The organism is Lentzea indica, assembly GCF_012184385.1.
GTDB classification, from domain to species: domain Bacteria; phylum Actinomycetota; class Actinomycetes; order Mycobacteriales; family Pseudonocardiaceae; genus Lentzea; species Lentzea indica.
In genome coordinates, this window is the sequence record NZ_VSRL01000088.1 from 18,501 (window position 1) to 31,788 (window position 13,288).

The window sequence follows — 13,288 nt, forward strand, 5'->3', positions numbered from 1 at the left end:
TTGGTCTGGTACAAGTGAGTTCGTGCCCAGAGACGGAACAGCGACCAGACAGCGGATCCTCGACACGGCCGAGCGGCTGGTCATCGAGAACGGCTACGCGGCGACCACGGTCGACCAGGTGATCGCCGAGTCGCGGACGTCGAAGGGCTCGTTCTTCCACCACTTCGACTCCAAGCTCGACCTGGCCAGGTCACTGGTGGCCCGCTACGCCGCCGCCGACATCGCGCACCTCGACGACGCGGTCGCCCGCGCCAGGGCAGCGACCGACGACCCGGCGGAACAGGTGATCGCATTCGTGCGCGTCTTCGAGGACGACGCCGACGAGCTGATGAGCGCGCAGTCGAGCTGCCTTTACGTCTCGATCCTCACCGAGCGGCAGTTGGCCGACGCGGGCACGTCCAAGCAGATCGTGGAGGCCATCACCGCCTGGCGCACGACGCTGTCCACGATGCTCCGCGCCGCGCTCGACCAGCGCCGGCCGGGCCATGACATCGACACCGACGCGCTCGCCGACCACGTCTTCGTCACGTTCGAAGGAGCGTTCCTCCTGTGCCGCTCGACCGGCGACAACGGCCACATGCGCGCGCAGCTCACCGTGCTGCGTCAGCTCCTCGAGTCGCTCCTGGCCTGACCCGGCGCTCCTTCAGAGCCGATCAGTCGGCAAGGGCCCTCGGGTCGGGCCTGCTTGATCTTGTGCTCTGGCGGTGGTGACTTAGGGTGCTCGGAATGAACGGTCCCGAGCACTACGCGGCAGCCCAGGAGTTCCTCGCAGCGGCCAAGGCTGATGACATTGAGCCGGGCGAAGCGGCAGAGGTCTCGAACCTCGCCATTGCGCAGGTTCACGCAACGCTTGCTCTGGCAGCGGCTACAGCTATGGCGGGCTCCATCATCACTGCACGTGGGACGGTGACAGCTGCGCTGCCATCTGCCGACGTGAAAGCATGGCAAGCCGTGGCCGGCGTGTCGTCGCAGGCATCCGGCGAACAGGCGTAGCTGGTCAAAGGCCTGCTGCAAATTCAGTGCCTCCACCAGTCAGCAGTAATCAACGCGAGGATTGCGTTGGGGTTCCGCGATTGTCGGGCAGAATCGCGCGCTCGACAGCGGCCTCGACGTGGAGCCGGGTGGTCGGGAACACCGGAAGCGGCACGTCGTCCTGGGTGAGCAGGAGCTCGATCTCGGTGCAGCCGAGGATGACGCCTTCTGCCCCTTCGAACCGTGCGATCACGTCCTGATAGGCGCGGCGGGACTCGTCGCGGACGACGCCGAGGCACAGCTCGTCGTAGATGATCCGGTGCACGGTCTCGCGGTCCTCTGTGGACGGCAGCAGGACTGTGAGACCGTGCGACTCCAGGCGTTCGCGGTAGAACGGCTGGTCCATGGTGAACCCGGTGCCGAGCAGGCCGACCGTGGTCAGCCCCGCCTTCTTGATGGCATCGGCGGTGGTGTCGCCGAGGTGGATCATCGGGATGCCGACGGCGGCCTGGATCTCGTCGAACACCTTGTGCATGGTGTTGGTGCACAGCACCAGGAAGTCCGCGCCGCCCGCCTGCAGACTCGTGGCCGCTTCGGCGAGAGCCTTGCCCGCGTCGTCCCACCTGCCCTCGACCTGCATGCGCTCGATCTCGGCGAAGTCCACAGAGTGCAGCACGACCTTCGCCGAGTGCAGGCCGCCGAGGCGTTCCCGCACGAGCACGTTCGCGAGCCTGTAGTACTCGGCGCTGCTCTCCCAGCTCATCCCGCCGAGCATCCCGATGGTCAGCATGGACCCAGTCAAGCACTCCAGCGCGGGTCGCGGCCGGTGGTCGCCAGGAGCCGCTCGAACGGCGACGCGTCGGCCGGTGCCTCGGCGGGCGCCTTGAACACCTTCCACTCCTGGGCCATCGGTGCCATCTGGGCGACGAGGTTCGTGACCTCGGTGAGCACCTCGGCGTCGGGTTCGAACCGCTGGCCGGTCGCCTGGGCGAGGTCCGAGGCGTGGATGGTGAGGTCGAGCAGCGCCATCCCGCCGACGGTCTCCGCGGGCATCTGCATGCTGCCGGAGATGCCCTCCGTTGCGCCCGGCTGTCCCCACGCCTCGACGAGCTTCGCCGTCTCGGCCGGGTACTGGGCACGCCAGTCCGGGTAGGACGGGGTGTGGCTGAAGTCGCCGTCCTGCTTCGCGGCGAGCTTCTGGAACTCCACGACGACGTGCAGCAGGTGGTCGAGCAGGGCGCGGACGTCGTAGTCGGCGCACGGGGTGGGCTTGGTCAGGTCGTCGTCGCCGATGTTCGCGATGACGGGCAACGCGTGGTCGCGGGCGCGGTCGAGCAGAACGCTGAGCTTCATGCCGCTGACGCTAGGCGTCGATTCGGGTGATGGATTGAAGAAACGCGCCACCGTTGATCGCCCGTCGGCACAATGATCGGCCATGGATTTGTCGCCGGTCTCGGTACTGCGGATGGTGCTCATCTCGGCCGTGGCGATGCTGGCGCTCACCGGACTCAGTGAACGACGGGTGCGCCAGCAGCTGCTCGGGCTGCTGTTCCAGACCGTGTACCCGCTCCTGCTGCTCGGGCTGATGATCGCCATCCCGTGGCTGGGCGACCGGGAGTTCCCGCAGTGGTGGCAGCAGTGGTGGATCTACGTGGTCCCGCTGGCCACGCTGCTCGGCGGCATGGCGCTGTGGCTGCCGCAGCAGGGCGCACGGCTGAGCTGGAGCGGCTATTGGGAGTTCCGCGAGCCCGAGCCGGCACCCGCGACCGGAGCAGGCGGCCTCACCCGGCCCCGCCAGACGAGGTTGCGGGTGCTCGGTTTGCTGGTGGTGCTGGCCGGTCTCGCGGCCGCGACCGTTCCCCTGCTGGTGCAGCAACGGCCCGACCTGACTCCCGACTGGGTGGAGCCGAACGGGTTCCTCATCGGTGTCACCGGGATGTTCGTGATCCTCTACGGCGGCCGGGTGCTGCGGCTCGCCCGCACCCGGCAGGCACGGGAGCTCCTGTCGTCGCCGATGCGCGACGACGGCTGGCTGGGGTCGGTGCTGTGGGTCGCGGCATGGCTTTGCTGCCTCGTCGGGCTGTTGCTGACGCTCGGCGGGCTGTCCGTGATGATGAAGCCCGTCGGACGTGCGTGGTGGGAGACCTTCGTCGCGTTGTCGGTGATGATCCTCGGCGGGTTCGTGTTCACCCAGGGCAGGAGGACGTTCCTGCGGGCGCGGCGACACCGCGCCCGCCTCATCGCCTCCCACCGGCACCTCAACGCCGGTTCGTTCGTGCTGTACCTGCGGTCGTTCGAGGCCGACGAACGGCAGAAAGCCCTCCACGAAGTACCGCTGCCGGGTATGCAGGGCGGTCTGTTGGGGTTCGTGCTGTCCGGGCGTTCCGCGGAGGAACACATCGCCGACGTCCTGGCGCCGGTCGGGCCGTTGGTCGCGGTCGGCGCACCGGGTGAGCGGCTGCCGCACGTGGGCGCGGTGCGCATGTACCTGCCCAGTTCCTCCGACGAGGCGTGGCAGGAGCCGGTGCGCCGATTGATGCAGCGGTCCCGGCTGACGATGCTCACCCTCGGGTCCAGCGAGGGCACGATGTGGGAGCTGGCCGAAGCGATGCGGACGCTGCCACCGCACCGGCTGATCCTCTTCGTTCCCGCGATGGATCGCGCCGAGTACCAGCGGATTAGCCAGGAATCGCCACGGCTGCCGGCGGCGCCGACTTGGCTGGCCTCCTACCGGCGAGAGGCCCTGCAGGCGGTCATCACCTTCGCCGAGGACTGGACGCCGACACTCACACACGTCATGGAGACGCGGGGAAACCCGCGCTGGAACCTGTTCACCGCGCTGGTCCTCGCGTTGAAGCCGGCGTTCGCCACGTTGGAGTCCTACGAGAAACGCACCGGCAGGCTGTCCGGCTGACCGTAGGATTCCGCTGTGCAAGGGCCGCGTCGTGACACTCGGGGGATCGTGGACGCGCGCGAGCTCTTCGCCCGCGTGCGATTCCGCCGCCGCCTGCCGTGCGCTGAGTTGCAGCCGTACCTGGAGCACTACTGGTTGATCGACGGCACGCTCGACACTCCGTGCACCACACACGTCGTGCCGCATCCGTCCGTGAACGTCGTCTTCGAGCACGGGTACGCACATCCGGAGATCGCCGGCGTCGGGCTCGGGCTGTTCAGCCGCGTCCTGGACGGGCGGATCCGCGTTGCGGGCGTCCAGTTCCGGCCCGGCGGATTCCGGGCTTTTCGTGCTGAGCCGGTGTCGCACTGGACCGGACGGCACGTGCGGCTCAACGACGTTCCGTCCTCGCTGGTGCTGGACGTGGAGGACGAAGACGAGCGGGTCGCCACGCTCGATGCCTTCCTGCTGGCGATGGGCCCGGAGCCTGATCCGCAGGCGACGCTGGCGATGGACCTGGTGCAGCGGATCCGCGAGAACCGGGAGATCCGGAAGGTTTCCGACTTCGCGCGGTCCGAGGGTGTTTCGGTGCGGACGATGCAACGGCTGTTCGCGGACTACGTCGGTGTGAGCCCGAAGTGGGTCATCCTGCGGTACCGGATCCACGAGGCGTTGGAGCGTGCGGAGTCCGAAGTGGAGTGGGCACGGTTGGCCGCTGATCTGGGATACAGCGACCAGGCCCACCTCGTGCGGGACTTCACCCAGACCGTCGGCGTCTCCCCCACGGCCTACGCACGGGCGCTCAGCTGAAGTACTCGCACAGCTCGATGAGGATGCCCTCGGGGCCGCGGACGTAGCAGGTCCGCAGGATGTCCTGGTAGGTCTCGACGTTCTTCACCACCTCGGCGCCGTGCGGCCGGAGGCGGTCGAGGGTGTCGTCGAGGTCGTCCACGACGAACGCGATGTGCCGCAGCCCCAGTGCGTGGATCGGAGAGCGCGCGCTGCCGTCGATGCTCTGCGGGGTCTGGAACTCGCTGAGCTCGATCCGGTACCGGTCGTCCGGGGTGCGCATCATCGCGATCTCGCTGCGGGAGCCGTCGAGTCCGATGACGCCGTCGACGAACGCGCCCTCCATGTGCATCTTGCCTTCCAGCTCCATGCCGAGCTCCTGGAAGAACGCGACGGCGGCCGCCAGGTCGGTGACCGTCACGCCGACGTGGTGCATGCTCTTGATCGCCATTTTGAGTGTCTCCTCTGTTGCTCGTGCCCCTGGGACGGAGCCGTCGCCTGCGCTTCGACATCAGAAGTGGTCCAACTTTGAGAACGAGTTTTGGCTCTGCTTTCTGGACCGCTTTGACGGCACAGTGATCGGCATGAGCCTCGTTTTCCTGATCACGACGTTGATCGCGGTCGCCACACCCGGCACCGGTGTGCTGTACACGCTGTCGGCCGGTCTCGCGCACGGCCGCAAGGCGAGCGTGATCGCCGCGTTCGGCTGCACGCTGGGCATCGTGCCGCAGGTGGTCGCCACTGTCACCGGTCTGGCGGCACTGCTGCACGCGAGCGCGCTGGCGTTCGAGATCGTGAAGTACCTCGGCGTCGCCTACCTGGTGTTCCTTGCGTGGAGCACGTTGCGGGACAAGAGCGAGCTTGTGGTCTCCGCTGACACACCGCAGGTATCGGCGACGAAGATCATCGTCAACGCCGTGCTGCTGAACGTGTTGAACCCCAAGCTGACGATCTTCTTCGTGGCGTTCCTGCCGCAGTTCGCCACCACCCCGGCGCAGATGATGCAGCTGAGCGCGGTGTTCATGGCGCTGACGTTCGCGGGCTTCGTCGTGTACGGGCTCTTCGCCGCGTCGATGCGCGACCAGGTCCTGTCCCGGCCGCGGGTGATGGTGTGGCTGCGGCGCTGCTTCGCCGCCTCGTTCGCGGCGCTCGGCGTGAAGCTCGCGCTGACCTAGTCGCAGGCCGCGGCACGTTCGAGCAGCAACGTCTTCTCACGTTCGTTGCGGGTGAGGGCGGCGGCCTTCTCGAACTCGGCCTTCGCCTCCTGGTTGCGGCCGAGCTTGAGGAGGAAGTCGCCGCGCACGCTCGGCAGCAGGTGGTAGCCCTGCAACGCCTTCTCGCCCGCGATCTCGTCGACCAGGGCGAGGCCGGCGGCGGGACCGTAGGCCATGGACAGCGCCACCGCCCGGTTGAGCTCGACGATCGGGGACGGCGAGATCTGGGCGAGCACCTGGTAGAGCGTGGCGATGCGCTGCCAGTCGGTGTCCTCGGCCTTGCGCGCGCGACCGTGACACGCGGCCAGTGCGGCCTGCACGTAGTAGGGACCCGGCGGTTGATTGAGCGCCTCGGCACGTTCGAGGGCCTTGAGGCCGCGGCCGATGAGCAGCCAGTCCCACTTGCCGCGGTCCTGTTCGAGCAGCAGCACGGGTTCGCCGCCGGGGCCGGTGCGGGCCTTGGAGCGGGAGGCCTGGATCTCCATCAGCGCGACCAGGCCGTGGACCTCGGCCTCCTTCGGCGCCAGCTCGGCGAGCACGCGGCCGAGCCGCAGCGCCTCGGCGCAGAGTTCGGGGCGCATCCAGTGGTCGCCCTGGGTGGCGGAGTAGCCCTCGTTGAAGATCAGGTAGATGACCTCGAGGACGCTGGCCAGCCGGGTCGCGAGCTCGGGGCCCTCCGGCACCTCGAACGGGACACCCGCGTCGGCCAGTGCCTTCTTGGCGCGCACGATCCGCTGGGCGACCGTCGAGTCGCTGACCAGGAACGCGCGGGCGATCTCCTCGGTCTTCAGGCCGCCCAGCATCTTCAGCGTCAGCGCGACCCGCGCCTCGGTGCCGAGAACCGGGTGACAGGCGGTGAACATGAGGCTCAGGAGGTCGTCGCCGATCTCGTCCTCGATGCCCTCACTGGCGTCCGGTGTCGCCTCCTGGACGTCGCGCCCGATCTCCTCGACCTTGCGGTTGAAGTTCTCGCGCCGCCGGATCTGGTCGATCGCCCGCCGCTTCGCCGTCGTCATCAGCCACGCGCCGGGGTTGCGCGGCACGCCCTCGTCCGGCCACTGCTCCAGCGCCGCGACCAGCGCGTCCTGGGCCATCTCCTCGGCGAGGCCGACGTCACGCGTGTATCGGGCGAGCGCGGCGATGACCTTCGCCGACTCCATCCGCCAGACCGCGTCGATGGTGCGTCGCACCGAGGTGGTAGCCCCCATGGGGGCATCAGACCACAGCCACCTCCCGTATTTCCACGACGCACGCCGGAAGGGGGATGCGCCGTACCCGTTCCACAGCTTCTTCCCTGCTGCGGACGTCGATCAGCCAGTACCCGGACACCCCGTACGCCTCGGGTACCAGGTCTCCGGCGTCGAGCAGGACGCCCGCGCGCAGCAACGAGTCCCTGTGCAGTGCTGCCAACGGTTTCGGGCTCCTGACGAACACCATGAACCGCACCGGGCCTCCTCGTTCGGTCTCCCCTTGCAGGGACGTCGAACGAGGAGGTGCCGAAATCGACGGGTGATCAGGCGGTGAAGTCGGCCGTGTGATCACGCGCCCACTGCGCGAACGTCCGGTACGGCCTGCCGGTGAGGGTCTCGTAGTCCGGCGACACCACGAACTCGTAGTCGGCGAAGTCGTCCGGGTCGCCGCCCTCGTAGCCACCCACGCCCAGGATGTAGCGGGCGATCTCCTCGGGCCAGCCGACGCTCACGTAGTAGGCGAGCGCTTCTTCCGTCGTCACGTCGACGAACCGCAGCTCGCGACCGATCGCCTCGCCGATCGCCTTGGCCATCTCCCGCTGGGTGAGCTGCGGCGGGCCGGACAGGTTGTAGGCCTTGCCCGCGTGCCCGTCCTCCAGCAGCGCCTTGACCGCCACGTCGGCGATGTCGGCCTCGTGGATCGGCTGGCCGTACTCGTCGGGGTTCGGGTGCACGACCGTGCCGTCCGCACGGATCGACGGCCCCCACAGGTCGATCTTGTTGGCCGCGAACTCGCCGGGCCGCAGGTGGGTCCACTCGACGCCGGACGCCTCCACGGCCTGCTCGACCGGAAGGTGGTGGCTGGTGTCGTAGCCGTAGGTCACCGCGCCCGACGACAGCGTCACGATCCTGCGCACGCCGGCCTTCACCGCTCGCTGCACCACTTCCCGCGCGGTCGGCGGGTGCACGAACAGGTACAGCTTCTCGACGCCGTCGAACGGGATGCCGTCCGGGTCGTCGAGGTCGCCTCGCACGACCTCCACCGGAAGATCGGCTTTGGCCGGGTCGCGGGTCATCGCCCGCACGGCGGCGCGTCCGGCCAGACCGCGCACCACCAACCGGCCGACGGTGCCCGTCGCACCGGTCACCAGGATCGTCATCGCATGCCCCCTTCGATTCCGTCCAGCAACTTCTCCAGCCCGTAGTCGAACGAGCTCCGCATGGTGTCCGCGAGCGTGCCGTCGGTGTCGTAGGCACCGGCGTTCCACAGGTTGGTCATCGTCGGATAGCGCTCGACGTCGAAGTAGTCGTCCCAGAACACCTGCCGCGCGCCCCACCACGAGTCACCGGACTCGCCGGTCGTCCGCTCCAGCTGTTGATCGTCCACTTCGGACGCGGCCGCACCGTGCACGAACCCCTCGATCGCCACGTGTGCCACCGTCACGTGCCGCGGCTCCAGCCCGGAGTCAGCGAGCGCGGCCAGCACGAACTCCTGACCGTCCATCAGACCCGGTCCGAGCGGCGGGCGCACCATCGACACGTCGCGCATCCACGGATGTGCCTGGTAGACCGCGCGTGTGCGGTCGGCGTAGTGCTTGACGCGCTCGCGCCACGTTCCCTCGGGCGTGAGGTCGCGTTCCTGCAGCACGGTGTCGGCCATCAGGTCGATCAGCTCGGCCTTGCCGGGCACGTGCGTGTAGAGCGACATCGTGCCGACGGTCAGTTCCTGCGCGACGCGGGCCATCGACATCGCGCCGAGCCCCTCGCGGTCGGCCACCGCGATCGCCGCGGTGACGATCTGGTCGACGCTCACCTTGGCCTTCCTGCCGACCGGCTTCGGCTCCGGCGGCCTGCGCCAGAGCAGCGCGATCGTCCTGGCGGGGTCTCCCCCGCCACTGCGTTCGGCCGCCACTCGTCCACCTCATTTCCGTAGGCCATACGGAAACAATACCGTATGACGTACGGAAATGCCGGTCAGTTCTCGCCGAGACGGGCCTGCAGCACCGCGACCTTGGCGTTCGCCGCCGCGAGGTCGTCTTCCAGCTGCACGATCAGTGCCGCGGAGACCAGCGGGTGGCCGTCGTCGAACAGCACCCGGTAGCGCTGCGCCATGCCGAGCTGCCTGCGGGAGTAACGCCGGTGACCCCCTTCGGAACGGTGCGGGGCGAGCACGTCGGCGGCGTCGAGGCTGCGCAGGAACGCCTGCTGCACGCCGAGCAGCTCGGCCGCCCGCCCGGTCGTGTAGGCGGGGTAGTCCTCGTCGTCGAGGTCACTCAGCGGCATCGCACACTCCCTCAAGTTGATGCTTGACATAATCTACAGTCAGCGCTACAAAAAATCTGTACCTGGTAGCTCTTCTGCGAGGAGTGACACGAGGTGCTGAGGACCAGCGAGAGGGCTTTCGCGGACCTGGTGTGCGCCGATCCGGCGTGGGTGAGCGCGGAGTTCGAGGCGATCATCGACGCCAACTTCGGCACAAGGCCGAGACCGCGTCCTCACTCTCGCGCAGGCGTCGCGGGTCATCCGGAACCCGCGGTTCTGCGAGGGGTGTGGCGCGCCGGGTTCGCGAGGTCGCGGCAGCGATCTCCTCCGGGTGAATGAGCGAGTGCACGTCCTCGTTCAGCCGACGCGAAAGGAGCCCACACAGGAGAAAGGGGCGGCAGGCCCGAAGGCCTGCCGCCCCTTTCGTGTGGTGGGAGCTGGTTTTCTCAGGCTGAACGCCAGGCGAGGCTGGTCAGCATTTCCTTGCCGCGCTCGGCGCTGCGCGGGTCGCTCAGCACGTCGTAGCGACCGGCCACGAGCTGGGTGGTCGAGGCGAAGTCGCGGCGACCGCGCTGGGCCGAGTACCGCACGGCCGCGCCGGCCAGGCCGAAGACCGTACCGACGACCAGGCCCGTGATGATCGGGGCGAGGGCGCCGCCGGTGGAGAACAGGCCCAGCAGCAGACCGACGAACAGACCGAACCAGGCACCCGACGCGGCGCCGGCACCGAGGACGCGGCCCCAGGTCAGGCGGCCGGTGACACGTTCGACGATCATCGGCTCGACACCGACGATGGTGACGTCGGCGACCGGGAAGTCGTTGTCCGCCAGGTGGTCGACGGCTCGCTGCGCCTCTTCGTAGGTGCCGTACGAGCCGATCGGCCAGCCCGTGGGCGGCGTGGGCAGAGCGTTGACCCTGGCGTTGGCTCCTGTGGCGAACGGAGTCGCGGTGGTCATGTGCAACACCTCCGAAGTGCGATCCCCTACACCTGGTACTACGAACGCGCTTCCACGGGTGTTCCCAAAGTTGAGCTGATGTGACTCAGCTCCCCGTCGGTAAGCGTGATGTCCAGCGATTCCAGGGTTTTCGCGAGGTCCTCAACCTGAGAAATCTCAGGCTTTTCGCCCGCGTGCTCCATGGTGAGCGTCGAGCCGACCAGACGGCGGCTCAGGCCCGGTTCGAGCCGCATGACGACGAGCTGGCGACTGAACGGCGAGCGCTCGTGCGTGGCGACGTAGTAGTTGGCCATCATGTAGTCGATGGGCCGTTGCTCGACATCGTCCTCGAACGCGTGCATCAGGTCCCAGCCGTCCGCGGACTGCTTCTCCAGCACCCACCGACGATCCTCGCGACGCAACCGGTGTGGCCACCCTGCCTGGTCCACGACCGCGCCGTCGGCCAGTGGCATCGGGTGCAGCATCCCGGCGCCGAAGCCGACGTCGACGAGGTGGCCGTCGACGATCGACATGAAGTGCGTACGCGGTCCGGTCATCACGCGGCTCATTCGCCTGTTGACCGTGTAGCCGAGGCGTTCCAGCACGGCGGTGAACAGCAGCTGGTGCTCGTAGCAATAGCCGCCACGGCGCCGTCCGACCAGTTTGGCCTGGATGTCGGTGAGGTCCAGCGACGGCACGAGACCGAGCATCACGTCGATGTTCTCGAACGGGATGGCGCGCACATGCGCCTCGTGCAACTCCGTCAGCGAGCTGTCCGACGACGCCCCCGTGCGCGCGAAGTAGGCGTCCAGATCGACTGAATCCGTCTGCCACATACCGTTCCCCCTAAGCTCACCGGCCATGACGACCGAGCTGACCAAAGTTCTCTACACCGCCACCGCGCACGCGCAGGGCGGCCGCGCCGGCACGGTCACCACCGACGACGGCAGGCTGGACGTGCGTCTCGCCCCGCCGCGTAAGAAGACTCCCGGCACCACCAATCCCGAACAGCTCTTCGCCGCCGGTTATGCCGCGTGCTTCACCAGTGCGCTCGCCGAGGTCGCCGCCGAGCACGGCGTGGACGCCACCGCCGCCCAGGTGACCTGCGAGGTCGACCTCGGCACCACCGAGCACGACTACGGTCTCGCCGTGCGCCTCACCGTGGGCGTGCCGGGCCTCGACCCGGACCGGCTGCGCAAGCTCCTGCACGCCGCGGACCAGACGTGTCCCTACTCGGCGGCCGTGCGCGGCAACATCCCGGTCACGCTGACTGCCACTGCTCTTTAGTCAGGGCGTACTCGACCTCACCGTGTTCGCTGCCGGGCAGCGGTTCGTCCCAGTCGACGTGGAACGTGCGGACGTGCCGCAGCCCGCACTTCTCCATGACGCGACGCGAGCCGGCGTTGACGAACATCGTGGTCGCGACGACGCGCTGGACTCCGCCGGTGGTGAAACCGCGTTCGATCAGGGCTTTGCCGCCTTCGGCGGCGTACCCGAGACCCCAGTACGCGCGGTGCAGCCGGTAGCCGAGCTCGGCCACGCCGTCGCCGACGGGCTTGAACTCGAACCAGCCGACGAACCTGCTGGTTTCCTTCTCGTGGGCGGCGTAGAAGCTGTCGCCGAGGAAGTGCTCGACCGGCTCGGGGTCGAGGAACCTCATGACCTCGGGGTCGGCGTGCAGCTCGCGCAATTCGTCCACATCGGACGGCCCGAGCGGGCGCAGCGTCAGGCGTTCGGTCTCCACAACCGAAATCCTGACGCTGCTGTCCACTCGTTTACGGCACGTCCTTGGGCTTGATCGTCTCCAGCACCGTGCCGGCGGCGTCCCGCACGACCACGCGTGCGTCGGGGTGCCGGTCGATCAGCGGTGCGGCCAGCACGAACGTGCCGTTGCCGACGGAGGCAGGCACGTCGGCCATGCCCGGCCGGGTGTAGGTGATCGACGCGACGCGCGGGTCGGTGACCAGGCCGACGGCTGCGAAGGTCGAGCTGGCCATGTGGTCCACCTCCCCTTCTTCGTCCGCCTTCCGCGGCTTGAAGTCGTAGGCAGCGGCGAGCGACGCGATGGTGGTGCCGCGGACCTCCTCCAGGTCTTCGAGGTCGGTCACGCTGCCGCGCAGCGGCTCGCCGGTGTCCACGCAGTGCAGCAGCAGGTCACCGAACCGGCCGACCCTGACCGTGCTGTCGGCGCTGAGCCGGACGGTGAGGGTGTGCGCGAACTGGTCGGCGTCCGGGACCGGCCGGTCGCGCAGGCACTCCCCGAACTTCTGGGCGTCGGGGGTGCTGCGGTCGGCCGGTGGCTGCGGGCGATCGGTGATCGCGGGGGTCGGCTTCGGCACGCCGCGCACGGTCGACTCCCGGCCGTTGACCAGCGACCGCGAGCCGTTCTCGGCGTGCAGGTAGCCGCTCGGGGCGAGGAAGAGGCCCTCGACCAGGGCGGGCGCGGTGTTGTTCCAGCCCGGCTCGCTGATCGTGGACAGGCTGAGGAACTTCACGTCCGGCGACACCAGGCCCGCCAGCGCGCCGGTCGGCGAGGTGAACAAGATCTTCACCTTGCGCGTGCCCTCGTCGATCTTGACGGGGTTCGGTTCGGAGATCGTGGTGGTGGTCGCGGTGCTCGCGCAGAAGAACACGCCGGTCGGGCCGCGGAACGCGGTGAGCGTCGTGCCCTCCTTGCGGCTGGTGGCGATCGTCTGCCACTGGCCGGCGTCCGGATGCGCCTTCGCGGCGGCGACACAGCGGGCCAGTGCGTCAGGCGCGACCTTGCCGAGTTCGACGTGGTTGACGACCGCACGGTCCTTGCCGACGAACTCGCCGTTGTACTGATAGGAGGGGCCCGCGACCTCGGCGTTGCCGCCGTAGAGGACTGACCCGCGAAGACGGCTCCCGCGGCGAGCAGGCTGACGCCGGCGGCGATCAGGACGGGCCTGCCGTTGCGGGCGCCGGGGTCCGATGCCTTCGGAAAGGCGGCGGCGGGCGCGGCATCGGACGTCGGTCGGGCAGGGTGCGGTGTTCGGGGCAGTTGGTCGATAG

Annotated in this window: 18 protein-coding genes; 6 read left to right on the plus strand and 12 right to left on the minus strand. The window is 68.6% G+C overall.

What is annotated here, in order from left to right; genetic code table 11:
* The first annotated feature begins 22 nt into the window (after window positions 1-22).
* Window positions 23-631, plus strand: coding sequence for a TetR/AcrR family transcriptional regulator (locus FXN61_RS23690; RefSeq protein WP_167976239.1), 609 nt, complete (start codon window positions 23-25; stop codon window positions 629-631).
* 95 nt (window positions 632-726) lie between these two features.
* A complete protein-coding gene (locus FXN61_RS23695; RefSeq protein WP_167976240.1) occupies window positions 727-993 on the plus strand; it encodes a hypothetical protein in 267 nt (88 codons plus the stop codon).
* Window positions 994-1,042: 49 nt separating this feature from the next.
* On the opposite strand, the gene FXN61_RS23700 is transcribed toward FXN61_RS23695, so the two are convergent.
* Both FXN61_RS23700 and FXN61_RS23705 read right to left on the minus strand, forming a co-directional pair.
* Window positions 1,043-1,762 carry an aspartate/glutamate racemase family protein gene (locus tag FXN61_RS23700; RefSeq protein ID WP_167976241.1) on the minus strand — a complete coding sequence of 240 codons (720 nt, stop codon included), beginning with the start codon at window positions 1,760-1,762 and terminating at the stop codon, window positions 1,043-1,045.
* 8 nt (window positions 1,763-1,770) lie between these two features.
* Window positions 1,771-2,325, minus strand: coding sequence for a TIGR03086 family metal-binding protein (locus FXN61_RS23705; RefSeq protein ID WP_167976242.1), 555 nt, complete (start codon window positions 2,323-2,325; stop codon window positions 1,771-1,773).
* An 82-nt stretch (window positions 2,326-2,407) separates the two neighbouring features.
* Here FXN61_RS23705 and FXN61_RS23710 point away from each other — a divergent pair, with 82 nt between their 5' ends.
* A complete protein-coding gene (locus tag FXN61_RS23710) occupies window positions 2,408-3,886 on the plus strand; it encodes a hypothetical protein (RefSeq protein ID WP_167976243.1) in 1,479 nt (492 codons plus the stop codon).
* 48 nt (window positions 3,887-3,934) lie between these two features.
* Window positions 3,935-4,675: a helix-turn-helix domain-containing protein gene (locus FXN61_RS55570; RefSeq protein WP_223165562.1), complete on the plus strand. Its 741-nt coding sequence runs from the start codon at window positions 3,935-3,937 to the stop codon at window positions 4,673-4,675.
* On the opposite strand, the gene FXN61_RS23720 is transcribed toward FXN61_RS55570, so the two are convergent.
* A complete protein-coding gene (locus FXN61_RS23720; protein ID WP_167976245.1) occupies window positions 4,668-5,105 on the minus strand; it encodes a VOC family protein in 438 nt (145 codons plus the stop codon). The genes FXN61_RS55570 and FXN61_RS23720 overlap by 8 nt on opposite strands.
* 133 nt (window positions 5,106-5,238) lie before the next feature.
* Between FXN61_RS23720 and FXN61_RS23725 the strand changes: the two genes are divergently transcribed.
* Window positions 5,239-5,829 carry a LysE family translocator gene (locus tag FXN61_RS23725; RefSeq protein WP_167976246.1) on the plus strand — a complete coding sequence of 197 codons (591 nt, stop codon included), beginning with the start codon at window positions 5,239-5,241 and terminating at the stop codon, window positions 5,827-5,829.
* Here the strand turns inward: FXN61_RS23725 and FXN61_RS23730 are convergent.
* The 7 genes from FXN61_RS23730 to FXN61_RS23760 all read right to left on the minus strand — a co-directional run bounded on the left by FXN61_RS23730 (window position 5,826) and on the right by FXN61_RS23760 (window position 11,091).
* A complete protein-coding gene (locus FXN61_RS23730; RefSeq protein ID WP_167976247.1) occupies window positions 5,826-7,076 on the minus strand; it encodes an RNA polymerase sigma factor in 1,251 nt (416 codons plus the stop codon). The genes FXN61_RS23725 and FXN61_RS23730 overlap by 4 nt on opposite strands.
* 7 nt (window positions 7,077-7,083) lie before the next feature.
* Window positions 7,084-7,314 carry a YciI family protein gene (locus FXN61_RS23735; RefSeq protein ID WP_167976248.1) on the minus strand — a complete coding sequence of 77 codons (231 nt, stop codon included), beginning with the start codon at window positions 7,312-7,314 and terminating at the stop codon, window positions 7,084-7,086.
* Between the two features lie 67 nt (window positions 7,315-7,381).
* The gene (locus FXN61_RS23740) at window positions 7,382-8,218 is read right to left on the minus strand and encodes an NAD(P)H-binding protein (RefSeq protein WP_167976249.1); all 837 of its coding nucleotides are present in this window, start codon (window positions 8,216-8,218) and stop codon (window positions 7,382-7,384) included.
* Entirely contained in the window at window positions 8,215-8,970 is a 756-nt protein-coding gene (locus tag FXN61_RS23745; RefSeq protein ID WP_167976250.1) for a TetR/AcrR family transcriptional regulator, read from the minus strand. The genes FXN61_RS23740 and FXN61_RS23745 overlap by 4 nt, the downstream gene beginning before the upstream one ends.
* 62 nt (window positions 8,971-9,032) lie before the next feature.
* Window positions 9,033-9,341 (minus strand): MerR family transcriptional regulator, encoded by a 309-nt coding sequence (locus tag FXN61_RS23750; protein WP_167976251.1) that lies wholly within the window; start codon window positions 9,339-9,341, stop codon window positions 9,033-9,035.
* Window positions 9,342-9,766: 425 nt separating this feature from the next.
* Window positions 9,767-10,276: a YflT domain-containing protein gene (locus tag FXN61_RS23755; RefSeq protein ID WP_167976252.1), complete on the minus strand. Its 510-nt coding sequence runs from the start codon at window positions 10,274-10,276 to the stop codon at window positions 9,767-9,769.
* Between the two features lie 38 nt (window positions 10,277-10,314).
* On the minus strand, window positions 10,315-11,091 hold the full coding sequence (locus tag FXN61_RS23760) for an arylamine N-acetyltransferase family protein (RefSeq protein ID WP_246291919.1): 777 nt from the start codon (window positions 11,089-11,091) through the stop codon (window positions 10,315-10,317).
* Window positions 11,092-11,116: 25 nt separating this feature from the next.
* Between FXN61_RS23760 and FXN61_RS23765 the strand changes: the two genes are divergently transcribed.
* Window positions 11,117-11,542 carry an Ohr family peroxiredoxin gene (locus tag FXN61_RS23765; RefSeq protein ID WP_167976254.1) on the plus strand — a complete coding sequence of 142 codons (426 nt, stop codon included), beginning with the start codon at window positions 11,117-11,119 and terminating at the stop codon, window positions 11,540-11,542.
* Here the strand turns inward: FXN61_RS23765 and FXN61_RS23770 are convergent.
* Both FXN61_RS23770 and FXN61_RS23775 read right to left on the minus strand, forming a co-directional pair.
* Complete coding sequence (locus FXN61_RS23770) at window positions 11,517-11,999, minus strand: GNAT family N-acetyltransferase (protein ID WP_312877948.1); 483 nt, start codon at window positions 11,997-11,999, stop codon at window positions 11,517-11,519. The genes FXN61_RS23765 and FXN61_RS23770 overlap by 26 nt on opposite strands.
* Before the next feature lie 31 nt (window positions 12,000-12,030).
* Window positions 12,031-13,288 (minus strand): hypothetical protein (locus tag FXN61_RS23775; RefSeq protein WP_167976256.1); only part of this gene is annotated, 1,258 nt, incomplete at its 5' end.

Excerpts from the sequence above, each read along its gene's own strand:
- FXN61_RS23740 (WP_167976249.1), bottom strand. The coding sequence starts at position 8,218 with ATGACGATCCTGGTGACCGGTGCGACGGGCACCGTCGGCCGGTTGGTG.
- FXN61_RS23750 (WP_167976251.1), bottom strand. The coding sequence starts at position 9,341 with ATGCCGCTGAGTGACCTCGACGACGAGGACTACCCCGCCTACACGACC.
- FXN61_RS23725 (WP_167976246.1), top strand. The coding sequence starts at position 5,239 with ATGAGCCTCGTTTTCCTGATCACGACGTTGATCGCGGTCGCCACACCC.
- FXN61_RS23730 (WP_167976247.1), bottom strand. The coding sequence starts at position 7,076 with ATGGGGGCTACCACCTCGGTGCGACGCACCATCGACGCGGTCTGGCGG.
- FXN61_RS23705 (WP_167976242.1), bottom strand. The coding sequence starts at position 2,325 with ATGAAGCTCAGCGTTCTGCTCGACCGCGCCCGCGACCACGCGTTGCCC.
- FXN61_RS23700 (WP_167976241.1), bottom strand. The coding sequence starts at position 1,762 with ATGCTGACCATCGGGATGCTCGGCGGGATGAGCTGGGAGAGCAGCGCC.
- FXN61_RS23710 (WP_167976243.1), top strand. The coding sequence starts at position 2,408 with ATGGATTTGTCGCCGGTCTCGGTACTGCGGATGGTGCTCATCTCGGCC.
- FXN61_RS23695 (WP_167976240.1), top strand. The coding sequence starts at position 727 with ATGAACGGTCCCGAGCACTACGCGGCAGCCCAGGAGTTCCTCGCAGCG.
- FXN61_RS23720 (WP_167976245.1), bottom strand. The coding sequence starts at position 5,105 with ATGGCGATCAAGAGCATGCACCACGTCGGCGTGACGGTCACCGACCTG.
- FXN61_RS23760 (WP_246291919.1), bottom strand. The coding sequence starts at position 11,091 with ATGTGGCAGACGGATTCAGTCGATCTGGACGCCTACTTCGCGCGCACG.
- FXN61_RS23765 (WP_167976254.1), top strand. The coding sequence starts at position 11,117 with ATGACGACCGAGCTGACCAAAGTTCTCTACACCGCCACCGCGCACGCG.
- FXN61_RS23755 (WP_167976252.1), bottom strand. The coding sequence starts at position 10,276 with ATGACCACCGCGACTCCGTTCGCCACAGGAGCCAACGCCAGGGTCAAC.